The organism is Pinisolibacter aquiterrae (assembly GCF_019160155.1).
Lineage (GTDB): Bacteria > Pseudomonadota > Alphaproteobacteria > Rhizobiales > Ancalomicrobiaceae > Pinisolibacter > Pinisolibacter aquiterrae.
Map to the genome: position 1 here is coordinate 19,425 of NZ_JAFNIH010000014.1, position 20,620 is coordinate 40,044.

At 71.0% G+C, this 20,620-nt stretch carries 22 protein-coding genes and 1 pseudogene; 16 read left to right on the top strand and 7 right to left on the bottom strand.

Features of this window, described 5'->3' with window-relative positions; translation table 11 throughout:
- Positions 1 to 5 precede the first annotated feature (5 nt).
- Entirely contained in the window at positions 6 to 1,718 is a 1,713-nt protein-coding gene (gene ureC / locus J3S89_RS02675; RefSeq protein WP_217925931.1) for an urease subunit alpha, read from the top strand.
- Positions 1,719 to 1,747: 29 nt separating this feature from the next.
- Here ureC and J3S89_RS02680 read toward each other — a convergent pair whose 3' ends face one another.
- Both J3S89_RS02680 and J3S89_RS02685 read right to left on the bottom strand, forming a co-directional pair.
- Positions 1,748 to 3,058 (bottom strand): methyl-accepting chemotaxis protein, encoded by a 1,311-nt coding sequence (locus tag J3S89_RS02680; RefSeq protein WP_217925932.1) that lies wholly within the window; start codon positions 3,056 to 3,058, stop codon positions 1,748 to 1,750.
- A 78-nt stretch (positions 3,059 to 3,136) separates the two neighbouring features.
- Positions 3,137 to 3,454 (bottom strand): hypothetical protein, encoded by a 318-nt coding sequence (locus J3S89_RS02685; RefSeq protein WP_217925933.1) that lies wholly within the window; start codon positions 3,452 to 3,454, stop codon positions 3,137 to 3,139.
- Positions 3,455 to 3,697: 243 nt separating this feature from the next.
- On the opposite strand from J3S89_RS02685, the gene J3S89_RS02690 reads away from it, so the two are divergent.
- From J3S89_RS02690 to ureG, 3 genes are read left to right on the top strand one after another with little or no spacing between them, the layout of a single operon-like run.
- Complete coding sequence (locus J3S89_RS02690; protein WP_217925934.1) at positions 3,698 to 4,420, top strand: urease accessory protein UreE; 723 nt, start codon at positions 3,698 to 3,700, stop codon at positions 4,418 to 4,420.
- The gene (locus tag J3S89_RS02695) at positions 4,395 to 5,159 is read left to right on the top strand and encodes an urease accessory protein UreF (protein WP_230489040.1); all 765 of its coding nucleotides are present in this window, start codon (positions 4,395 to 4,397) and stop codon (positions 5,157 to 5,159) included. The genes J3S89_RS02690 and J3S89_RS02695 overlap by 26 nt, the downstream gene beginning before the upstream one ends.
- Complete coding sequence (gene ureG / locus J3S89_RS02700; RefSeq protein WP_217925935.1) at positions 5,156 to 5,788, top strand: urease accessory protein UreG; 633 nt, start codon at positions 5,156 to 5,158, stop codon at positions 5,786 to 5,788. The genes J3S89_RS02695 and ureG overlap by 4 nt, the downstream gene beginning before the upstream one ends.
- Here ureG and J3S89_RS02705 read toward each other — a convergent pair whose 3' ends face one another.
- Positions 5,789 to 6,682 (bottom strand): LysR family transcriptional regulator, encoded by an 894-nt coding sequence (locus J3S89_RS02705; RefSeq protein ID WP_217925936.1) that lies wholly within the window; start codon positions 6,680 to 6,682, stop codon positions 5,789 to 5,791.
- 113 nt (positions 6,683 to 6,795) lie between these two features.
- Here J3S89_RS02705 and J3S89_RS02710 point away from each other — a divergent pair, with 113 nt between their 5' ends.
- Both J3S89_RS02710 and J3S89_RS02715 read left to right on the top strand, forming a co-directional pair.
- Positions 6,796 to 6,981, top strand: a complete 186-nt coding sequence (locus J3S89_RS02710) for a hypothetical protein (RefSeq protein WP_217925937.1) — start codon at positions 6,796 to 6,798, stop codon at positions 6,979 to 6,981.
- A gap of 151 nt (positions 6,982 to 7,132) precedes the next feature.
- On the top strand, positions 7,133 to 7,465 hold the full coding sequence (locus J3S89_RS02715; protein WP_217925938.1) for a hypothetical protein: 333 nt from the start codon (positions 7,133 to 7,135) through the stop codon (positions 7,463 to 7,465).
- A gap of 73 nt (positions 7,466 to 7,538) precedes the next feature.
- On the opposite strand, the gene tlpA is transcribed toward J3S89_RS02715, so the two are convergent.
- Complete coding sequence (gene tlpA, locus J3S89_RS02720) at positions 7,539 to 8,222, bottom strand: thiol:disulfide interchange protein TlpA (protein ID WP_217925939.1); 684 nt, start codon at positions 8,220 to 8,222, stop codon at positions 7,539 to 7,541.
- 45 nt (positions 8,223 to 8,267) lie between these two features.
- On the opposite strand from tlpA, the gene argH reads away from it, so the two are divergent.
- The 3 genes from argH to J3S89_RS02735 all read left to right on the top strand — a co-directional run bounded on the left by argH (position 8,268) and on the right by J3S89_RS02735 (position 12,498).
- Positions 8,268 to 9,674, top strand: a complete 1,407-nt coding sequence (gene argH, locus J3S89_RS02725; RefSeq protein ID WP_217925940.1) for an argininosuccinate lyase — start codon at positions 8,268 to 8,270, stop codon at positions 9,672 to 9,674.
- Between the two features lie 41 nt (positions 9,675 to 9,715).
- A complete protein-coding gene (locus tag J3S89_RS02730; protein WP_217925941.1) occupies positions 9,716 to 9,940 on the top strand; it encodes a lipoprotein in 225 nt (74 codons plus the stop codon).
- Between the two features lie 101 nt (positions 9,941 to 10,041).
- Positions 10,042 to 12,498, top strand: coding sequence for a TIGR02302 family protein (locus J3S89_RS02735; RefSeq protein ID WP_217925942.1), 2,457 nt, complete (start codon positions 10,042 to 10,044; stop codon positions 12,496 to 12,498).
- A gap of 67 nt (positions 12,499 to 12,565) precedes the next feature.
- Here J3S89_RS02735 and J3S89_RS02740 read toward each other — a convergent pair whose 3' ends face one another.
- From J3S89_RS02740 to J3S89_RS23010, 3 genes and pseudogenes are all read right to left on the bottom strand, one after another.
- Complete coding sequence (locus tag J3S89_RS02740; RefSeq protein ID WP_217925943.1) at positions 12,566 to 12,958, bottom strand: response regulator; 393 nt, start codon at positions 12,956 to 12,958, stop codon at positions 12,566 to 12,568.
- 105 nt (positions 12,959 to 13,063) lie between these two features.
- Positions 13,064 to 13,609, bottom strand: a pseudogene (gene hpt, locus J3S89_RS02745) (hypoxanthine phosphoribosyltransferase); the annotation flags it as partial.
- Entirely contained in the window at positions 13,600 to 14,613 is a 1,014-nt protein-coding gene (locus J3S89_RS23010) for a zinc-ribbon domain-containing protein (protein WP_338019789.1), read from the bottom strand. The gene J3S89_RS23010 and the pseudogene hpt, both read right to left, overlap by 10 nt.
- Before the next feature lie 86 nt (positions 14,614 to 14,699).
- Between J3S89_RS23010 and ftsE the strand changes: the two genes are divergently transcribed.
- The 7 genes from ftsE (at position 14,700) to J3S89_RS02780 (ending at position 20,537) form a co-directional block, all read left to right on the top strand.
- Positions 14,700 to 15,359, top strand: a complete 660-nt coding sequence (gene ftsE, locus J3S89_RS02750; protein ID WP_217925945.1) for a cell division ATP-binding protein FtsE — start codon at positions 14,700 to 14,702, stop codon at positions 15,357 to 15,359.
- A gap of 5 nt (positions 15,360 to 15,364) precedes the next feature.
- Positions 15,365 to 16,378, top strand: coding sequence for a cell division protein FtsX (locus tag J3S89_RS02755; RefSeq protein ID WP_217925946.1), 1,014 nt, complete (start codon positions 15,365 to 15,367; stop codon positions 16,376 to 16,378).
- Between the two features lie 57 nt (positions 16,379 to 16,435).
- Complete coding sequence (locus J3S89_RS02760) at positions 16,436 to 17,164, top strand: YdcF family protein (protein ID WP_217925947.1); 729 nt, start codon at positions 16,436 to 16,438, stop codon at positions 17,162 to 17,164.
- Between the two features lie 29 nt (positions 17,165 to 17,193).
- On the top strand, positions 17,194 to 17,973 hold the full coding sequence (locus tag J3S89_RS02765; protein WP_217925948.1) for a lysophospholipid acyltransferase family protein: 780 nt from the start codon (positions 17,194 to 17,196) through the stop codon (positions 17,971 to 17,973).
- 76 nt (positions 17,974 to 18,049) lie between these two features.
- Positions 18,050 to 18,427: a hypothetical protein gene (locus J3S89_RS02770; RefSeq protein ID WP_217925949.1), complete on the top strand. Its 378-nt coding sequence runs from the start codon at positions 18,050 to 18,052 to the stop codon at positions 18,425 to 18,427.
- Positions 18,428 to 18,526: 99 nt separating this feature from the next.
- A complete protein-coding gene (locus J3S89_RS02775; protein ID WP_217925950.1) occupies positions 18,527 to 19,561 on the top strand; it encodes a DUF2125 domain-containing protein in 1,035 nt (344 codons plus the stop codon).
- A 118-nt stretch (positions 19,562 to 19,679) separates the two neighbouring features.
- Positions 19,680 to 20,537 carry a pirin family protein gene (locus J3S89_RS02780; protein WP_217925951.1) on the top strand — a complete coding sequence of 286 codons (858 nt, stop codon included), beginning with the start codon at positions 19,680 to 19,682 and terminating at the stop codon, positions 20,535 to 20,537.
- Positions 20,538 to 20,620 lie beyond the last annotated feature (83 nt).

The window sequence follows — 20,620 nt, forward strand, 5'->3', positions numbered from 1 at the left end:
CGTCCATGTCCTTCACGATGAACCGAGCGGCCTATGCGGACATGTTCGGACCGACGGTCGGCGACAAGGTCCGCCTCGCCGACACCGATCTGATCGTCGAGGTCGAGCGCGACTTCACCACCTATGGCGACGAGGTCAAATTCGGCGGCGGCAAGGTCATCCGCGACGGCATGGGCCAGTCGCAGGTCTCGCGCGCGGCCGGCGCGGTCGACACGGTGATCACCAACGCGCTGATCATCGACGCCAAGCTCGGCGTGGTGAAGGCCGACGTCGGCCTCAAGGACGGGCGCATCGTCGGCATCGGCAAGGCGGGCAATCCGGACGTCCAGCCGGGCGTGACGATCATCGTCGGGCCCGGCACCGAGGCGATCGCCGGCGAGGGCAAGATCCTCACCGCCGGTGGGCTCGACACCCACATCCACTTCATCGCCCCGCAGCAGATCGACGAGGCGCTGATGTCGGGCGTCACCACCATGCTCGGCGGTGGCACGGGACCCGCGACCGGCACGGCGGCGACCACCTGCACGCCCGGTTCCTGGCATCTCGCCCGCATGCTGCAGGCGGCGGAGGCCTTCCCGATGAACCTCGCCTTCACCGGCAAGGGCAACGCCTCGCTGCCGGAGGCGCTGGTCGAGCAGGTGGTGGCGGGCGCCTGCGGCCTCAAGCTGCACGAGGACTGGGGCACGACGCCGGCCGCGATCCGCAACTGTCTCACGGTCGCCGATCAGTACGACGTGCAGGTGGCGATCCACACCGACACGCTGAACGAATCCGGCTTCGTCGAGGACACGATCGCCGCCTTCGAGGGCCGCACGATCCATGCCTATCACTCGGAGGGTGCCGGCGGCGGCCACGCGCCGGACATCATCAAGGTGGCGGGGCTGCCGAACGTCATCCCCTCCTCGACCAATCCGACCCGGCCCTATACGCGCAACACGCTCGACGAACATCTCGACATGCTGATGGTGTGCCACCATCTCGACGGGTCGATCCCGGAGGACGTCGCCTTCGCCGAGAGCCGGATCCGGCGCGAGACGATCGCGGCCGAGGACATCCTGCACGATCTCGGCGCCTTCTCGATCATCTCCTCCGACAGTCAGGCGATGGGCCGCGTCGGCGAGGTGATCATCCGCACCTTGCAGACCGCGCACAAGATGAAGGTCCAGCGCGGGCGTCTTCCGGGAGAGACCGGCGAGAACGACAATCTGCGCGTCCGCCGCTATCTCGCCAAGGTGACCATCAATCCGGCGATCGCCCATGGTCTCTCCGCCCATGTCGGCTCGATCGAGGTCGGCAAATTCGCCGATCTCGTGCTTTGGTCGCCGGCCTTCTTCGGGGTGAAGCCGGATCTGGTGCTGAAGCTCGGCACGATCGCGGCGGCGCCGATGGGCGATCCCAACGCCTCGATCCCGACGCCGCAGCCGGTCCATTATCGGCCGATGTTCGGCGGTTTCGGCAAGGCGATGACCACCTCCTCGATCACCTTCGTCTCGAAGGCGGCGATCGAGGCGGGGATCGTCGAGCGGCTGAAGCTCGATCGCGTGGTGTTGCCGGTCGAGAACTGCCGCACCATCGGCAAGAAGGACATGGTGCTCAACGACGCCATGCCGCATATCGAGGTCGATCCCGAGACCTACGAGGTGCGCGCCGACGGCGAGCTTCTGACCTGCGAGCCGGCCGAGGTTCTGCCGATGGCGCAGCGCTACTTCCTGTTCTGAGGCCGTCCGGCCGCGAGGGATCCCGTCCGTCAGGCGCGGATGCGGGCGACGAAGGCCGAGGCCTCGTCTCGGAGCCGCCCGGCGACCCGATCGAGTTCGCCGGAGGCGTCGACCATCGACAGGGCGGCGGTGGTGGTGTCGCGGGTCGAGCCGTCGACGGCGTGGATGTTGGCGGCGACGGCGCCGGTCTCGCGGGTCGCGGCGGCGATCGAGCGGGCGATCTCGCGGGTGGCGGAGCCCTGTTCCTCGATCGCCTCGGTGATCGCGTGGAGGATGCCGCCGACCCGGCCGACGGTCTCGGTGATCGAGTTGATCGCGGTGACGGCGGTGCCGGTGACCGATTGCACGGCGTCGATCTGACGGGCGATCTCCTCGGTCGCCTTCGAGGTCTCGGCGGCGAGTTGCTTGACCTCCTGGGCGACGATGGCGAAGCCGCGACCGGCATCGCCGGCGCGCGCGGCCTCGATGGTGGCGTTGAGGGCGAGCAGATTGGTCTGGGCGGCGACGGCGTTGATCAGGCCGACGATCTCGCCGATGCGGCCGGTGCTGTCGGCGAGGTCGCGGACGATCCGGTTGGTGCGTTCGGACTGTTCGGTGGCGGCCGCGGAGATGGTTTCGGCCTGATGCATCCGGCCCTCGACCTCGCCGATCGCGCGGGTGAGCGTCTCGGCGGCGGAGGAGACGGCGGCGACGTCGGCATCGGCGCGCGACATGGCGCGCGCGGTCTCGTCGGCGAGACCGGCGGTGCCGCGGGCGATGGTGTCGACGGCGTGGGCATCGTGGCCGATGCGTTCCGCGGTGACGCCGAGCGTGTCGACGACGGCGGCGATACGGCGGGCGAAGTCGTCGGCGAGGGCCTGACGCTCGTCGTGGCGCTCGGCGAGAACCCGCTCCTCGTTCTCGGCCTGGGCGCGGCGGAGGGTCTCGCGGGCCTCGATCGCCTCGCGGAAGACGTCGGTGGCGCGGGCCATGCGGCCGATCTCGTCGCCGCGCTCGGTATGCGGCACGGTGATGCCGCGCTCGTCGCCGGCCAGGGCCTGCATCACGTCGGCGAGGGAGGTGATCGGGCGGACGACCCGGCGCAGCAGGAAGGCACCGCAGGCGAAGGTGAGGAGGGTCAGGAGCGCCATGGTCGCGGTGGTGATCCAGCCCGCGCGATCGCCGGTGGCGCGGAGTTCGGCGAGCTCGGCGGCGATGCGCGCGGCGCTTTGGCGCAGCATGGCGTCGCGGATCTCCAAGAGGGCGCCGACCCGCTTCTGGAGCGCGTCGGCGCGTTCGTCGAACTCGGGCATCATGGCGTTGCCGGCGCGGGTGCCCTCGGCGGCATAGATCGCGGCCATGCGGAAGCCGATCTCGCGATAGGGCGCGAAGGCGGCGGCGGTCTCGTCGAGGGCGGTCGCGAGATCGCGCCGACCGAGCTAGCGGGCGATCGCGCCGGCATCGGCGACATGGGTGGCGAAGGCGGCGGCGGCCTTCGCGGCCTCGTTCAGGCCGTCGTCGAGCCCGTCCTCGGCGCGGGTGGCGGCGTAGTCCTGAAGGAACTGTTGGACCTGGACGACGTCGATCTCGATGTCCTTGATCAGGCCGCCGAGCGGCGCGATCCTCGTCTCGAGGGTGCGGTTCTCGTCCGTCACCTCGGTGATGCGCGCATCGTTGGCGCGCGAGGCGAAGGTGGAGATCGCGATGGTCGTCATGTTGCCGGCGGCCATCAGGCCGACGACGGCAAAGGTTATCATGCGCAACGACTTCGCCATCGGTCGATCTCCGGTTCGATCGACATTCGAGCAAAGCGAAATTAACGTTCGGTATCATTTTCAATCGATTTTAATCTCGGACGGCGCGACGCCGAGCGCGCCACCGGCGAGGGTCGAGGGATCGGGCGCCGTCGGTGGCCTTGCCCTCGCCGCCGTTCGGGGCGAATGTCCCCCCTCGGTCCGGCCCGGCGAGGGGGCGGACACAGCACGTTCGAGGCGTCATCCATGATTCGAGCCACCACCATCGTTCCCGCCGGTTCCTATTCGTCCGCGCTCGCGCGCGACCGGGTCGTGCTCGATTTCGACGAGCGGCGGCGGCGGCGCGGCGTGGTGATGGGGGAGAAGGGGGTCGAGTTCCTGGTCGATCTCGCCGAGACCCCGGCGCTGGCGAACGGCGACGCCTTCGAGCTCGAGGACGGGCGGTTGGTCGCGATCGTCTCGGCGCCGGAGAAGCTGGTGGAGTTCCGGGTGGCCGATCCGCTCGCCTTCACGCGGCTCGCCTGGCATCTCGGCAATCGCCACACGCCGACGCAGATCCTGCCGGGGGCGCTCAGGATCCGCGACGACTATGTGCTGGTGGAGATGGTCAAGAAGATGGGCGGGGCGACGATCGGCTTCGTCGAGGCGCCGTTCGACCCGGAAGGCGGCGCCTATGGCCACGGCGCCACCATGGGCCACGATCACGGTCCGGCCGATCATGCTCACGACGTCGAGGATCCGGCGCTGGCGGCGGCGCTGGCGCGTCGCGCCAAGCGGCGGGCGGAGCGCGCGCCGCACGTCCACGGGCCCGACTGCGGACCGGACTGCGGTCATGATCACGACCATGGACACGGGCACACCCACCACGGCCACACTCACGACCACGACCACGACCACGACCACGACCACGACCACGACCACGACCATGGGCACGATCACGACCATGATCACGAGCCCCGGCGTGGGTGAGACGGGGATGGGAGAGGCGCCGTCCGGCGATTCCGTCGCCGATCTGTTGACGCTTCAGGTGTGGTTGTCGCCGGCCTTTCCGGTCGGCGGCTTCACCTACAGCCACGGGCTCGAATGGGCGATCGAGGCGGGCGACGTCGGCGACGGCGAGAGCCTGCGCGCCTGGCTCGCCGACGTGTTGACCCATGGCGCGGGGCGCAGCGACGCGATCCTCTTGGCGCAGACGCATCGGGCGGCGCGCGACGGCGACGTCGAGCGTCTCGCCGAGGTGATCGAACTGGCGGCGGCTCTGCAACCCTCCAAGGAACGGCGGCTCGAGGCGACGGCGCAAGGGGCGGCCTTCGTGCGGGCGATCGCCGACACGTGGTCTCATCCCACTTTCGAGGCTCTCGTCGCGGCGCTGGCGTCGCGGTTCGCGCCGCCGGCGTGGTCGGCGGTGCCGTGGACCCATGCGGTCGCGGTCGGGGTGGCGGCGGCGGCGCATGGGCTCGCTTCGGTCGACGTCACGCCGGCCTTCGTCCAGGCCTTCGCCGCCAACGTGATCTCGGCCGGAGTGCGGGCGGTGCCGCTCGGCCAGAGCGAGGGCCTGCGCGTGTTGCGCTCGCTGACGCCGATCGTGCGCGAGATCGCGGCGGCGGCGATGGAGGCCGATCTCGACGCGGTCGGCGGCGCGGCGTTCCTCGCCGACGTCGCCTCGATGCGCCACGAAACCCAGTACACGAGGTTGTTCCGTTCATGACCGCATCCGTCTCCAAATCCCCCAACGGTCCTCTGCGCGTCGGCGTCGGCGGGCCGGTCGGTTCCGGCAAGACGGCGCTGATGGACGCCCTGTGCAAGCGCCTGCGTGGCACGCTCGATCTGGCGGCGATCACCAACGACATCTACACCCGCTGGGACGCCGATTATCTGGTGCGCTCGGGCGCGCTCGAGCCGGACCGGATCATGGGGGTTGAGACGGGCGGCTGTCCGCACACGGCGATCCGCGAGGACGCCTCGATCAATCTGGCGGCGGTCGCGGAGATGCGCGGGCGCTTTCCCGATCTCGACCTGATCCTGATCGAATCGGGCGGCGACAATCTCGCCGCGACCTTCTCGCCGGAACTGGCCGATCTGACGATCTACGTGATCGACGTGGCGGCGGGCGAGAAGATCCCCTCCAAGGGCGGCCCGGGCATCACCCGGTCCGATCTTCTCGTCATCAACAAGACCGATCTCGCGCCGCTCGTCGGCGCCGATCTCGCGGTGATGGCGCGCGACGCGGAGCGGATGCGGGGCAAGCGCCCCTTCGTCTTCGCCAACATGAAGACCGGCGACGGGCTCGAGACGATCGCCCGTTTCGTGACGGAGCGCGGTGGTCTCGCGGGTTGATCAGGCGGGTTCGCGACGGGGGTGGGCGGTGGCGGCGGGAATGCGCCGGAACGCCGCGGCGATGCGCTCGAAGAGCGGCGCGAGCGTGGGATCACGCCCGGCGAAGAGCACGATCTCGCTCGGCGGCAGGTCCGGCAGGCCGGCCTCCGGCCCCAGCACGACGGCGCTCGCCGGCACCGCCGACCGGCCCATGCAGCCGATGCCGAGGCCGGCGGCGACGGCCGCCTGAACCGCGGCGAGATCGCGGCTGACGAAGGCGGTGACGAAGGCGAGGCCGGCATTCTCCAGGGCGTCGTGCGCCAGTTCGTGGACGCGGCAGGGACGGGCGATCGCCGCGAGCGGGATCGGCTCGCCGGGGCGCCAGGGCAGGATCGGCGATTGGGCCCAGACGAGATCGTCGTGGAACAGGACGCGTCCGCCGCGATCCTGTCCCTCGGGCCGACGGGTGCGGCGGATCACCACGGCGTCGCAGCGCCCGGCCTCGAAATCGTCGAGCAGGTCCTCGGAGAGGCCCAGCGTCACCGAGACCGAAAGGCCGGGAACGGCGCCGCGCAGGGTCTCGAAGATCTCGGTCAGGCGGCCGCCGGTCGCATGCTCGCTGACCCCGAGCGTTATCCGGCGTTGCGGCGCGACGCGGACGGCGCGGGCGAGAGCGTCGTCGTGCAGGGCGAGAATGCGGCGGGCGTCGAACAGGAAGGTCTCGCCGAAGGGCGTCACCGCCACCGCGCGAGGCGTGCGCTCGAAGAGGCGGCGGCCGAGACGCTCCTCGAGCTTCTTCAGGCGAACCGACACCGTCGACTGGGTCGCGCCGAGCGCTTCGCCGGTCTGAGTGAAGCTCTCGGTCTCGGCGAGGGCGACGAAGGTGCGCAGGAGTTCGATGTCGAGGTCGGCCATGAGCGATCTCCTTTTCGAATGACTGATATGGTATCAATTTGTTTTCATCATGCAAGCGCGTGCGGCATCGTGATCCCGTCGCCCCTCGGGGCCTCGAGAGACGGGTGAGCGCCATGAGCTTCATCGACATGTTCCTCGCGCCGCGGGCGCGCGAGACCGATCCGGACCGGCAGGGCCGGGGCGTCGACGCGACGCAGGACGCGGCGGATCCGGTGTCCTCGGCGGCCGAGCGGCGTCGCCGGCGGGCGGAGAGCGAGATCGCGGTGTTCGACGCCTATCGCCGCTTCGGCATTCGCTGAGGCGGGCGGGCATTCGAAAGGAATTCGTCGGTGCGGTTGAAGCGCAACACTTCCTTTACCCGCCGCGCCTAGTGTCGTGGCGCGGGGTTCGACGGTTCCGAGTGCCCCCGCCCGAATTCGCCGCCCGTCCCGGGCGCCACGAGGTGTAGCGATGGCCCTGATGCCGATCAGCAGTGGTCTGGCTGCTCTGCAGAGCACGGGGACCGTCTTTTCCGACGGATCGCCGAAGGCCTCCGCCAAGCGGGCCGCCGAGACCGCGGCGATGCGCACTCAGGGCTACGGCAGTCTCGCCCGGGTGCAGACCATGGCGGCCAATCAGGCCAAGAAGAACGGCATGGGCGAGAACCCCGCCGGCCTGCTCGACGCCGGAATGTACAGTTTCTCCGTCATGAGCGGCGTCGGCGCCGCCGCGGCGATGATGTTCAGCGACACCTGGACCGCCGGCACCAAGACCTCCGGCACGATGCTCGACTATTACGCCTGAGCCGTAGCCTTCGATTTCGCCCCGAGCCTTCGCGCCGCGATCCCACGATCGCGGCGTCTTCGTCTTCGGCGGGTCAGGGCTTCACGGCGGCGGCGAGCAGGGCCTTGGCGGCGGTGCCGTCCCAATGGGCGGGGCCGGCGAGGGTCGCGACCTCACAACCGGAGCGATCGACCAGGATCGTCGTCGGCAGGCCACGCGCGAGCCCCAGCTTCTGCAAGGCCTTGAAGATCCCCATGGTCGCGTCGGTGCGGTGGGTGAGGGCGGCGACGCCGATCTCGGCGAGGAAGCTCTTCGGACGCTCGGGGTCGCGGGTGTCGAGATTGACCGTCACCACCTCGAAATCCTTCGAGCCGAGCCCGGCCTGAAGGCGGTCGAGCGAGGGCATCTCGGCGCGGCAGGGCGGGCACCAGGTGGCCCAGAGATTGAGCAGGACGACGCGGCCCTTCCAGTCGGCGAGCGTGGTCTTCGCGCCGTCGGCGCCGGCGAAGGTGAGGCCGGAGAGATCGCGCGGGGTGGAGGCGAAGGCGAGGCCGGCGAGGTCGCCGGTGGCGAGCGGGGCGAGACGGGCGGCGGCGGCCGGCGCGGCGGCGCATTTTCCACCCGCATCGTCGTTGCCACCGAGGGCGCCGATCCCGTATATCCCGGCGATGCCGATCGCCGCGCCGAGCGCGATCGCCACCAGTCCGAGCCGCCATGTCGCACGCGGCGCGGGGGCGGCGTCGGTCGGTCGGTCGGGGTGCGGGGGCTCATGGCTCATCGTGGTCTCCGGGTCTCGAACTCGTCTCGTCGAGGAAGGTACGTCATGTCCAATCGCATGTGGGGCGGCCGTTTCGCCACCGGCCCCGACGCCATCATGGAAGAGATCAACGCTTCCATCGGCTTCGACCAGAAGCTCTGGCGTCAGGACATCGCCGGCTCAAAGGCCCATTCCGCCATGCTGGCCGAGACGGGCATCATCACCGGCGCCGACCGCGACGCCATCCACGCCGGTCTCGACGAGATCGCCGCCGAGATCGAGGCGGGCACCTTCGTCTTCGAGCGTGGGCTCGAGGACATCCACATGAACATCGAGGCGAAGCTGGCCGAGAAGATCGGCGCGGCGGCCGGACGCCTCCACACCGCCCGCTCGCGCAACGATCAGGTCGCGCTCGACGTCAAACTCTGGGTACGCGATACGCTCGATCACCTCGACTCACAATTTCACGATCTGATGAGCGTCACCGTCGCCAAGGCGGCGGAACATGCCGGCGTGGTGATGCCGGGCTTCACCCATCTCCAGTCGGCGCAGCCGGTCACCTTCGGCCATCACCTCCTCGCTCACGTGGAGATGTGGGCGCGCGACCGGGCGCGTTTCAAGGACGCGCGCGCGCGTCTCAACGAATGTCCGCTCGGCGCGGCGGCGCTCGCCGGCACCTCCTTCCCGATCGACCGGGCGATGACGGCGCAGGCGCTCGGCTTCGACCGGCCGACGGCCAATTCGATGGATTCGGTCGCCGATCGCGACTACGCGCTGGAGGCTCTGGCGGCGGCGTCGATCGCGGCGATGCATCTGTCGCGTCTGGCGGAAGAGATCGTGATCTGGACCTCGGCCCAGTTCCGTTTCGTCAAGCTCTCCGACAAGTTCACCACCGGCTCGTCGATCATGCCGCAGAAGCGCAATCCGGACGCGGCCGAGCTGGTGCGGGCCAAGACCGGGCGCATCGCCGGCTCGTTCAACGCGCTCCTGATGGTGATGAAGGGTCTGCCGTTGACCTATCAGAAGGACATGCAGGAGGACAAGGAGCAGATCTTCGACGGGCTCGAGAGCCTGTCGCTGGCGCTCGCGGCGACCACCGGCATGATGCGCGATCTCGAGCCGGAGGCCGTGATCCTGCGCCGGGCGGCCGGCTCCGGCTTTTCGACCGCGACCGATCTCGCCGACTGGCTGGTGCGCGAGCTCGGCATCCCCTTCCGCGAGGCGCATCACGTCACCGGGCGGATCGTGGCGATCGCCGCCGATCGCGACACGACGCTCGACAAGGTGACGCTCGCGGAGATGCAGAGCGTTCACGCCGGGATCACCGAGGAGGTCTATTCGGTCCTCTCCGTCTCGAGGTCGGTGGGGAGCCGGGTCAGCTACGGCGGCACCGCGCCGAAGAACGTGCGCTCCCAGGCCAAGCGCTGGCAGGCGCGTCTCGCCAAGGAAAAGCCGATCGCGGAGCGGGATTGACCGTTTCCTCCGACGTCCGCCCTCCCACCCGGAAGGTTGCCATGACCGTCTCGTCCTCGCCTTCGCGTCTCCTCGCCCCCGCGCTCGTGCTCGTGACGGCGTTCGCGCTCTCGGGGTGCGGCCGCAAGGCCGAGCCGGAGCTGCCGAATCTCGCCAAGCCGGCGGAGACGGCGCGGCCGGTCGGCATTCCGATCGGCCCGACCACGCCGCCCCCGGCGGCCAAGCCGGCCGAGAAGAAGTCCTTCGTGCTCGACTTCCTGCTGTGATCGCCGAGCCGTCGCCGCGCGCGGGTCGTTGTCGGCGGCCGCGCCGCGTGGGAGAGTGACGGCGGGCCGGTCGCGGTGACCGGACGAGACGGGATCAGGCCATGACCAGCGCCGATCGAGACCCGCCGAGGGATCCCTCGCTCGATCATCGGATCGGGCGGGCGGTGGCGCGCGCCCGCGCGGCCGCCCTGTGGGAACTGGTTTGGCGTCAGGCGATGGTGCCGCTGTGGCTCGCCGGGGCGATCGTCGCGGCGGCGTGGCTCGGCCTGCGCGATGCCCTGCCGGGGCTGGTCGGGCCGGTGGCCTTCTGGAGCGCGGCGGTGCTGGTCGCTGCCGCGAGCGTGCGGGCCGGGCTGCGGATCGCCGCCGGGTGGCCGGCGGCGGCGTCGCGGACGGCGGCGCTCGGGCGGGTCGAGCGCGCCTCGGGACTCGCGCGGCGCGAGTTGACCGGGCTCGAGGACAGTCTCGCGGAAGGCGGCGGCACCGGGCCGGCGACGCGGGCTCTGTGGCTCGCCCATCGGCGCCGCCTCGAGGGGCGGATCGGGCCGCTCACGGCGGGTCTGCCGCATCCGGATTGGCCGCGCCTCGATCGTTTCGCCTTGCGCCCCGCGCTGGGGCTGGCGCTCTTCGTCGGCTGGTTCGCCGCTTCGGGCGATCACGTGGCGCGGCTCGCCGGGGCCTTCGCCGCCGTGGAGAGCTCGCGGCCGAGCGACCGTCTCGACGTCTGGATCGATCCGCCCACCGTCACCGGCCTCGGGCCGAGGAGCCTGATGGTCGACGGCGCGGCGGTCGAGGACGGAACCGAATCGAAGGTGCCGGCGGGGAGCCGTCTGGTGACCCGCGCGACGGCCGGAGGCGAGGGCCGGGTGGCGCGACCGATGGAGATCACGGCGACGCCGGCGGCCGCCCTGACGGCGGAGATCCCGGGCGAGGCCGCGACCCCGGCCGGCGAGGCACGCCGGATCGTCACCGGCGACGGCGAGATCGTGCTGCGCCACGACGGGCGCGAGGTGTTGCGGCGGCGGATCGCCGTGCTGGCGGACCGGCCGCCGACGATCTCGCTCGCCGAGGCGCCGACGGTGCGTGGGCGCGGCGGGTTGCGTCTCGTCTACGGCATCGACGACGACTGGGGCGTGGTCTCGGCGGAGGCGCGCATCGCGCCGCGCGGCCACGGGCGGGCGCTCTACGAGCCACCGAGCCTGCCGCTGGTGTTGCCGGCGGGGACGCGTCACGTCGGCCGGGCCGAGACGGTGCGCGATCTGACCGCCCATCCCTTCGCCGGCGCGCTGGTCGATCTCACGCCGGTGGCGCTCGACGGGAGCGGGCAGGAGGGGCGCGGCGAGGCCGTGACGATCCGGCTACCGGAGCGGCCGTTCCGCGATCCGCTGGCGCGGGCGCTGGTGGAACTGCGGCGACGGCTGGCGCTCGACGCGGGCGAGGTCGGCGCGGTGATGATCGCGCTCGACGCGCTGACGCTGGCGCCGGAGCGTTTCGGCGGCGGGGCCGGGCGGCATCTCGGGCTGCGCCATCTGGCGCTCCAGGCGACGCGGGCGCGCGACGACGCGGCGATGCGGGCGCTGATCGAGGATCTGTGGACGGCGGCGGTGACGATCGACGCCGGCGATACGCTCGACGAGGAGAAGGCGCTCCAGGCGGCGCGGGAGGCGCTGGCGGAGGCCTTGCGCTCGGGCGCCTCGGAGGAGGAGATCGCCCGGCTGACCCGCGAATTGCGGCAGGCGATGGATCGTTGGCTCCAGGCGATGACCGAGGCGGCGCGGCGCGATCCCGGCGCCCGCGACCGGGCGGAAGGGGCGGCGCGGCGGGTCGATCGCAAGGATCTGTCGCGCATGCTCGACCGGATCGAGGATCTCGGCCGGACCGGCTCGCGCGCGGCGGCGGAGAGGCTCCTCGCCGAACTCGGCGACACGCTCGACCAGTTGCGCGGCGCGCGACCGGGCGAGGGACAGGCCGGGGAGCGGGCGGCGGACCGGGCGCTCGGCGACATGATCCGCCGTCAGCGCGATCTCATGGACCGCACCCACCGGGCCGATCGCGACGGCGCCGATGCCGGCGAGCGGGAGCGTCTGAGGAACGAGCAGAACGCGCTGCGCGATCAATTGCGGCGTCTGCGCCGCTCGCTCGGCGAGGAACCCGGCGGCGAGGAGGCGGGCGGCGAGGATGGGCCGCTCGGCGAGGCCGGCCGGGCGATGGACGAGGCGGGACGGGCGATCGACCGGGGCGAGAGCGGTTCGGCGGTCGACGCGCAGGGCCGCGCCCTCGACGGCCTGCGGCGCGGCGCGCGCGCCATGGCCGAGGCCCGGGGGCAGGGGCCGGGAGGTTCGGGGGCGGATGGACGTGCGGGCGAGGACGGCGAGACCGATCCGCTCGGTCGCCCGCGCCGGTCGCGCAACGCCGACGGCGGACGCGTCGGGATCCCCGAGACGATCGACGTGGAACGGGCGCGGCGGATCCTCGACGACATTCGCCGCCGGCTCGGCGAGCCGGAACGGCCGCGCGAGGAGCGTGACTATCTCGATCGCCTGCTCGAGGTCGATTGAACCCTTTCCGAGGGGCGCCGTCCGGGGTGGCCGCCGGCGTCGGCGGGCCCGGGGCGGTCGCCCCGCGTCAGCCGGCGAGACGGGTCGGCTCGGCGTGGCCGGCGAGCGTCGCGGTGACGATGCGGCGGATGTCGGCGAGGGTGAAGGGCTTGGAGACGACGTCGCGGACGATCTGATCGAGGCCGTGGGCGCGCTCGCGCTGGTCGGCATAGCCGGTCATCAGGAGGATCGGCAGGTCGGGCTTGTCGCGCGCGACGTTGAGGGCGAGCGCGATCCCGTCCATCACCGGCATCTTGATGTCGGAGACCAGGAGATCGAACCCGTCGGGGTCGTCGCCCAGCGTCTCCAGCGCGATCGCGCCGTCCTCGACGGCGAGCACCGAGTGGCCGTCCAGTTCGAGCGCGCGGCTGACGAAGGCACGCACCGAATCGTCGTCTTCGGCCAGTAGAATACGAGCCATGGCGGTTCTCCCTCCCGCGAATCGTCGCGTCCCGAGTGTCGTCCCGATCGCCTCGCGTCACGAGAGAAATTCCCGCGAATCAGCGACGATCGGCCGAAAGTTCGATCATTTCGCAGCCACGACGTGGCCGATGTAGGGCAACTCGCGATAGGCGTGGCCCATGTCCATGCCGAAGCCGACCACGAAGAGATCGGGGCAGGTGAAGCCGACGAAGTCGCCCTCGATCGCCGCGACGCGGTGACCGGGTTTGTCGAGCAGGACCGCGAGCGCCACACGCGCCGCGCCGCGTTCCTCGAGCAGCCGCACGGCATAGGCGAGGGTGCGGCCGGATTCCAGAATGTCGTCGACGATCAGCACGTTGCGGCCGGCGACGTCGGTCTCGAGGTCGCGCAGGACGGTGACGGTGCCGCTCGACGCGGTGCCGTCGCGATAGCTCGACAGCGACATGAAGTCGACTTCCGGCGAGACCCCGGCGCCGTGGAGGGCGCGGATGAGGTCGGCGGCGAAGACGAAGCCGCCCTTCAGCACCGCGACGACCAGGACGTTCTCGCGAAAGCCGGCCTCGCGGATCTCGGTGGCGAGTCCTGCGATCCGCGCGGCGATCGCCTCGGCGGTGAAGAGGACGTCGATGCGATGCTCGTTCATGGCAGGCCGGCCTGTCGATTGCGGCGCTCGGCGAAACGCACCTGAAGATCGGCGGCGCGTTCGGGCGGCGCCACCAGACGCGTCCTGAAGCGCAGACGATCGCCGGCGGCGATCACGGTGGCGCGCGGGTCCACCGACCAAGCATAGAGTTCCTGCGCGTCGGCGTCACGCAGCGCGAAGCGCAGCGCCGGGACGTGACGCGCGGTGCCGGACGTGTTGGCGAGCGAGCCCTCGACCACCAGCACCGGCTGGCCGTTGTCCATCTCGCGCAGCGTCTCGATCGGGCCGAAGTCGAGGCCGCGCAGGTTCACGTCGAGGCCGACCAGCCGGTAGAAACCGGCGAGCGCGGGGACCTGGGCGACGACCGAGGCGCGGAACACCACGAGGCCGGCGAAGATCAGGCAGGAGACGAGGAACACGGCCGGGCCGACGAAGGGCGCGAGCCGGGTCACCGCAGCCGGCATCCGCGGCATCTTCAGATGCGGTAGATGCGGTCCACGGCGGTGGTGCGGGCGGGCGTTCGGCTTCGGCGGGCCTTCCACCGGACGCTCGAAGGCGGGCGGCGCGGCCTCGGCCTCCCGGGTCGGCTCGGTGAGATCGTCCGCGAACGGCTTTGGGCCCTCGGCGGCGGTCGCCGCCTCCGGCTCGGCCTCCGCGGCGAGGGCGTCGAAAGGGTCGATCGCGTCGGCGGCCGGGGCGGCGGGCGACGGGATCTCGGCGGAGGCGAAGACGTCGGCGGTGGGGTCGGCCGCTTCGGCGCGGAAGGCCTCGACCGGATCGAGGTCGGTCGCGGTCACGCGCCATTGCTCGCCGCAGCGGGTGCAGCGGACCTTGCGCCCCTTGGGACCGATACGGTCGTCCGGGATCGTATAAGCGGTGTCGCAACGGGGACAGGTCGTTCGCATGGTCTCGCCGGCGCCTCGATCCCCCATCATCGTCGCTTCCGTCTGAACGGCGCGTAAACCGCGCCGCGCAGGATCGGGGCCGGAGGCGGGGTCGTCTCGCGGCATGGTTAACGAACTGTCAACGCGGCCGGGTGCAGGATGCGGCGGACGCGGGGAGAGGGCGGAGCATCCGCGCGAGGGAGCCGAGGGTCGTGATCGAATTCGAGAACGTGGGTCTGCGATACGGAATGGGACCGGAGGTCTTGAGCGATCTGACCTTCGACATCGCGCCGCGCTCGTTCCAGTTCCTGACCGGGCCGTCGGGCGCCGGCAAGACCAGTCTGATCCGCCTGCTGTTCCTGTCGCTGAAGCCGACGCGCGGGCTGATCCGGGTGTTCGGCCGGGACACGGCGCGGGTCGGCCGCGGCGAGTTGCCGGCGCTGCGCCGGCGGATCGGCGTGGTGTTCCAGGATTTCCGCCTGCTCGACCATCTGACCACCTACGAGAACGTGGCGCTGCCGCTCCGGGTCGCGGGCCAAGAGGAGGCGAGCTACCGCGCCGACGTGGTCGACCTCCTCGACTGGGTCGGTCTCGGCGAGCGCATGCACGCGATGCCGCCGGTGTTGTCGGGCGGCGAGAAGCAGCGGGCGGCGATCGCCCGCGCCCTGATCACCCGGCCGGAGATCCTGCTCGCCGACGAGCCCACCGGCAACGTCGATCCGCCGCTCGCCAAGCGGCTGCTGCGCCTCTTCGTCGAACTCAATCGCCTGGGCACCTCGGTGCTGATCGCCACCCATGATCTCGCCTTGATGGAGCAGTTCGATGCGCGACGCATCGTGCTCGCCGAGCGGCGGATCGAGATCTACGAGTGAGGCGCATGGCGACAGGCGGGGAGAAGAAGCGACGCCCATCGGACCGCACGGCGCCTCGGGTCGAGGCGGCGAAGCGAGTGGTGCGCGCGGCGGCGCAGGTTCGGCGCAGGGCTCGCGGCGGCGAGGCGGGCCGGGCGATCGTGCCGCCGCAGACGGTCGCCGGCCGGGCCCTGGTCTCGGTGGTGGCGATCATGTGCTTCCTCGCCTGCCTCGCGGTCGGTGCCCTTTCGGTGGTGCGCGAGGCGGCGCACGACTGGCAGGTCGACATCAGCCGCGAGGCGACGATCCAGATCAAGCCGATCGGCACGACCGGCATGGAGATGCGTCTCGCCCGCGCGCTGTCGCTCGCCCGCGAGACGTCCGGCGTGCGCTCGGCGCGGCTGGTCGACGAGCGCGAGAGCACGGCCCTGCTCGAGCCGTGGCTCGGGCAAGGGCTCGATCTCTCGTCGCTGCCGGTGCCGCGGCTGGTGGTGGTCGAGCTCGAGGATCCGGCCAGCGCCGATCTCTCCGGTCTGCGCGCCAAACTGGCGCAGGAGGTGGAAGGGGCGATGCTCGACGACCACGCGGTCTGGGCGGCGCGCCTGCGCACCATGGCCGGAGGCGTGGTGCTGGTCGGGGTCGGAGTGGTGGTTCTGGTGCTGGCGGCGATGGTGCTGTCGATCGTCTTCGCGACCCGGGCGGCGATGGCCGGCAATCGCGACGTGATCGAGGTTCTGCATTTCGTCGGCGCCGAGGATCCGTTCATCGCCCGCGAGTTCCGGCGTCATTTCGTGGTGCTCGGGCTCGAGGGCGGATCGGTCGGCGGGGCGGCGGCGCTGGCGCTGTTCGGGCTCGGCGATCTGCTCCTGCGGAGCGGCCGGGGGGATCCGCTCGGCGATCAGGCGCAGGCCCTGTTCGGCGGGTTTTCGATCGGCTGGAGCGGGTTCTTCGGGGTGATCGCGATCGTCGCGCTGGTGACGGCGCTGACCGGCATCACGTCGCGCGCGACCGTTCTCGGTCATCTGAAGCGTCTCGAGTGAGGGGCGGCCATGCGTGTCATCGACGTCGCGACGGCGAATTCTGATATCTTGGCGGCCATGGAGATTCGACCCCCCGAGACGTCGGCCGGTCTCGGCGCGCCGCGCGGAGCGGCCGAAACGGCGGCCGGCAGCACGAGAGCGACGCCGCGGCGGTTCCTCCGCCGCTCGGCGCGCGCGGTGGGCTACGCGCTCGCCGGTCTCGCGGCGGCCTTCGGTCTCGGCTTCGTCGTCTTCGCGGTGACGGTGTCGCTCACCGAGATTCCTGCCGATCCTCGCGCCGACGCGATCATCGCGCTGACGGGGGGGCGCGACCGGGTGGCGGAGGCGGTCGACCTCCTCGCCGAGGGGCGCGGGCGGCGGCTCCTCATCTCCGGGGTTCATCCGAGGACCAGCGCCGCCGACATTCGCAAACTGACCGAGGGCGACGGCACCGTCTTCGCCTGTTGCGTCGATCTCGGCCGCACCGCGCTCTCCACCGCCGGCAATGCCACCGAGGCGGCGGAATGGGTGAAGGAGCACGGCTTCACCAGCCTGATCGTCGTCACCAGCGCCTATCACATGCCGCGCTCGCTGCTCGAACTCGACCGTGCCTTGCCGTCGGTGCGCAAGGTGCCCTATCCGGTGAGCAGGCCGGATCTCAATCTCGAGACCTGGTATCGTCATCCGACGACCGCGAAACTTCTCTTCGGCGAATACCTCAAGTATATCGTCGCTCGGTTCGCGCATCAGGCGCCGCAGATCACGGCCACCCGAGTGGCGCGGGTCGGAGGCGACGCGGCGCGCTGAACCGCTCCTCCGATCGGGATCTCCACGCGATGACGTTTCTCCGCTCGCTCGCCTTCAACGTCTTCTTCTACGTCCACACCTTCGTGTGGCTCTTCGTCCTGTTGCCGACCGAGCTGATGCCCAACCGGGCGCTGAAACGGGGCGTCAAGCGGTGGGCGAAGACCAACCGATGGGCGCTCGAATGGATCGGCGGGGTGAAGGTGGAACTGCGGGGGCTCGAGAACATCCCCGAGGGCGGGGCGCTGATCGTCTCCAAGCACCAGTCGACCTTCGAGACCGTGTCGATGCTCGACCTGTTCGCCGACCCGACCTATGTCCTCAAGAAGGAGCTCTTGTCGATCCCGCTGTTCGGCTGGTACGCCACCAAGGCCGAACAGATCCCGGTCGATCGCACGGCGGGGCGGTCGGCGCTGGTCAAGCTCTCGGAGCGGGCGCGGGTCGAAGTGGCGCGCGGGCGCCAGTTGATCATCTATCCGGAGGGAACCCGGCGTCCGGCCGGCGCCGAGCGCGCCTACAAGCACGGCGTGGTCAATCTCTATCGCGATCTCGGCGTGCCGATGGTGCCGGTGGCGCTCAATTCCGGCCTGTTCTGGCCACGCCACGGCTTCCTGCGCCATCCCGGAACGCTGGTGATGGAATTTCTGCCACCGATCCCGCCGGGGCTCGATCCGGAAGCGGCCTTCCTCGAGATGCAGCGGCTGATCGAGACCTCGAGCGACGCGCTGATCGCCGAGGCGCTGGCGAGGCCCAATCCGCCGCCGATTCCGCCGGGCGGCGAGGCGTGGTGGGAGCGCGCCCCGCGTTCCTGAAAAGTTCCGGTTTACGCTTGCGCTTCCCCTGTTCTTGTTCTAGCTTTGTTCCATATCCCGAGGGGAGGTGGAACCGATGGGTTTCGAGAGTGCGCAAGGTGTGGCGGTCGCGAGGCGCGGGGGACGCGAGGCCGTCTCGCCGCTCGACGGGCGGTTTCTGATCTGGCGCGGCGCCTCCGGGCGGGCCTATGTCTTCTCCCCGATCGCCGTCGACGACGCGGGGTTCGAGGACACGGGCCTCGACGGGATTGGGCTCGACGACGCGGTGTTGATCGCGGTGGAGCGCGATCGGGCGGGGCGGCCGACGGCCGCGCGGGTGGTGGCGGATCGATCCGGCCGGCCCGGCGAGATCTGGGCGCATCATCTGGCGACGACCGCTGCGGCACGGCGGCGGGCGGTGATCGATCTCACGGCGAGCGGGCGTGAACCGGAGCTCTTCGGGGCGATCGGCTGAACACGCGCGGATGGTCTCGATCGAGGGCGGTCGACAGCGACGGCGCGGTCGCCTTATCTCGGGGGGTAACGATTCGGACCGTCGCGAGGAAGATCGACCATGAACTCCGTCCCATCCGAGGATGCCGGCAGACGTCGTGGGGGGATCTTCCGCCGCCCCTGGGTCGTTCTTCTCGGCGTGGCGGTCCTGTGCGCGGCCTGGTCGGCGGTGTGGGCGACGATGCGCTCACGCCTGATCACCGAGGTCGATCACCAATTGGCGCGGCTCGAGCGTGACGGCGTTCGCATCGTCTGTCCGGACCGGGCGGTCGGTGGATTCCCCTTCCGGCTCGAGATCACCTGCCGCGATCCGGGCCTCGAGATCGCCGGGCGTGGGGTCGGCGGATCGGTGGCGGCGCTGCGGATCGTCGCGCAGATCTGGGATCCCCGGCTGGTCCTGGCGGAGGCGGATGGTCCGCTGGTCGCTGAGGAGGCGGGGCGCACGCGCGTCGACGCGACCTGGCGTGGGCTGCGGGTCTCGCTGCGCTGGTCGACGGCGGGGATCGAGCGTCTGTCCCTTTCGGCCGAGGGGCTCGATCTGACCCGTCGTGAGACGGGAGCCGGCGTCGCGCGGCTCCAGGCGGAACATCTCGAGGCGCACGGGCGCGGATCCGGCGCGAACGACGTCGACGTCGCGGTCTCCGTCGCCTCGGGCGTGGCGACGGTCGAGGGCAAGCGGATCGGTCCGCCGCGTTCGGATCTCTCGCTCGCGGCCACGCTGCGGGAGGTCTTGCCGTTCGGCCCGGGCGATCCGGCGCGGGCCTTCGCCGCGCGGGGCGGGCGGATCGAACCGATCCGCGCCGATTTCGCCGTGGGCGGCGTGCGGGTGGCGGGCAAGGGCGCGCTGACGCTCGGCCCCGACGGGCTTCTCGACGGGATGATCGGTTTCGCCGCCACGGGGCTCGAGGCGGTGGTGACCCAGGCGGCCGCGCTGGGGCCGGAGACGGCGAGCGTACTCGGCGGTTTCGTTCTGCTGGGCAAGACCTCGACCGATCCCGACCTGCCCGGGCGGCGGCTCGATCTGGTGGTCGATCACGGCCGGCCGCGCTTCGGGCGGATCCTGATGCCGCCGATGGCGCCCCTGTTTCGACCCTGAGCGGCGGGCGTCGGACGCAGCGTTCGACGTTCGCGCCCTCGACGAGAGACCGCCGCGCCCCACATTTCGGCGAGACCGTGGGATCTCCCCCCGGACGAAACCGAAAGGAGTGGACGCCATGCGGCGCCGTATCGAGACCGTGTTGCACGCGCCCGAGCGTCATTGGGTGGGGAATGGATTTCTGGTTCGTCCGCTCTTCGCCGATGCGGCCTTCACGGCTTCGATCAGCCCGTTCCTGATGCTCGACTGGGCGGCGGAGCGCCGGTTCCCGCCTTCGGCGACGCCGCGTGGCGTGGGACCGCATCCCCATCGCGGGTTCGAGACGGTGACGCTCGTCCATGCGGGCGAGGTCGCGCATCGCGATTCCGCCGGTCATGCCGACCGCATCGGTCCCGGCGACGTCCAATGGATGACCGCCGGCGCCGGCCTCGTTCACGAGGAGATGCTGGGCGCCTCGATCGACGAGGCCGGAGGGGCGGTGTCGATGGCGCAGCTGTGGGTCAATCTGCCGAAGGCGTCCAAGGCGACGCCGCCACGCTATCAGGCGATCACTTCCGACCGCATTCCCGAAATCGTGTCCTCCGGCGTGACGCTGCGGCTGGTCGCCGGCTCGCTCGGTGAGCTCGTCGGACCGGCGGCGACCCATACGGAGCTGATCGTCGCCGAGGCGCGGATCGCCGCCGGGGCCGAGCTCGTCTGGCCGGTGCCGGAGGGATGGACCGCGATGGTCGCGGTGCTGACCGGACGCATCTCGGCCGAGGACCGGCAGGTGGCATCGGAGACGGTCGCGCTCTTCGCGCGGACGGGTGGCGAGGTCGTCGTCACCGGCGTCGCCGCCGAAAGCCGCCTGCTGCTTCTGGCGGGCGAACCGATCGCCGAGCCGATCGCCGCGATGGGCCCCTTCGTGATGAACACGCACGAGGATCTGATTCGGGCGGTCGAGGACTTTCGCCTGGGACGCATGGGGCGGTTGTGATCGGCCGTCGGACGCGGTGAAAGGTCGCGCCGCGCGTGCATTTCGAAATTTTTCACGAGTGTCCGCGCGGTCGCCCCCCGAAA

Coding starts and splice junctions, on each gene's coding strand:
- ureC (WP_217925931.1), top strand. CDS start 6: ATGTCCTTCACGATGAACCGAGCGGCCTATGCGGACATGTTCGGACCG.
- J3S89_RS02680 (WP_217925932.1), bottom strand. CDS start 3,058: ATGGCCGCGATCTATGCCGCCGAGGGCACCCGCGCCGGCAACGCCATG.
- J3S89_RS02685 (WP_217925933.1), bottom strand. CDS start 3,454: ATGATAACCTTTGCCGTCGTCGGCCTGATGGCCGCCGGCAACATGACG.
- J3S89_RS02690 (WP_217925934.1), top strand. CDS start 3,698: ATGATTCGAGCCACCACCATCGTTCCCGCCGGTTCCTATTCGTCCGCG.
- J3S89_RS02695 (WP_230489040.1), top strand. CDS start 4,395: ATGATCACGAGCCCCGGCGTGGGTGAGACGGGGATGGGAGAGGCGCCG.
- ureG (WP_217925935.1), top strand. CDS start 5,156: ATGACCGCATCCGTCTCCAAATCCCCCAACGGTCCTCTGCGCGTCGGC.
- J3S89_RS02705 (WP_217925936.1), bottom strand. CDS start 6,682: ATGGCCGACCTCGACATCGAACTCCTGCGCACCTTCGTCGCCCTCGCC.
- J3S89_RS02710 (WP_217925937.1), top strand. CDS start 6,796: ATGAGCTTCATCGACATGTTCCTCGCGCCGCGGGCGCGCGAGACCGAT.
- J3S89_RS02715 (WP_217925938.1), top strand. CDS start 7,133: ATGGCCCTGATGCCGATCAGCAGTGGTCTGGCTGCTCTGCAGAGCACG.
- tlpA (WP_217925939.1), bottom strand. CDS start 8,222: ATGAGCCATGAGCCCCCGCACCCCGACCGACCGACCGACGCCGCCCCC.
- argH (WP_217925940.1), top strand. CDS start 8,268: ATGTCCAATCGCATGTGGGGCGGCCGTTTCGCCACCGGCCCCGACGCC.
- J3S89_RS02730 (WP_217925941.1), top strand. CDS start 9,716: ATGACCGTCTCGTCCTCGCCTTCGCGTCTCCTCGCCCCCGCGCTCGTG.
- J3S89_RS02735 (WP_217925942.1), top strand. CDS start 10,042: ATGACCAGCGCCGATCGAGACCCGCCGAGGGATCCCTCGCTCGATCAT.
- J3S89_RS02740 (WP_217925943.1), bottom strand. CDS start 12,958: ATGGCTCGTATTCTACTGGCCGAAGACGACGATTCGGTGCGTGCCTTC.
- J3S89_RS23010 (WP_338019789.1), bottom strand. CDS start 14,613: ATGCCGCGAGACGACCCCGCCTCCGGCCCCGATCCTGCGCGGCGCGGT.
- J3S89_RS02755 (WP_217925946.1), top strand. CDS start 15,365: ATGGCGACAGGCGGGGAGAAGAAGCGACGCCCATCGGACCGCACGGCG.
- J3S89_RS02760 (WP_217925947.1), top strand. CDS start 16,436: ATGGAGATTCGACCCCCCGAGACGTCGGCCGGTCTCGGCGCGCCGCGC.
- J3S89_RS02765 (WP_217925948.1), top strand. CDS start 17,194: ATGACGTTTCTCCGCTCGCTCGCCTTCAACGTCTTCTTCTACGTCCAC.
- J3S89_RS02770 (WP_217925949.1), top strand. CDS start 18,050: ATGGGTTTCGAGAGTGCGCAAGGTGTGGCGGTCGCGAGGCGCGGGGGA.
- J3S89_RS02775 (WP_217925950.1), top strand. CDS start 18,527: ATGAACTCCGTCCCATCCGAGGATGCCGGCAGACGTCGTGGGGGGATC.
- J3S89_RS02780 (WP_217925951.1), top strand. CDS start 19,680: ATGCGGCGCCGTATCGAGACCGTGTTGCACGCGCCCGAGCGTCATTGG.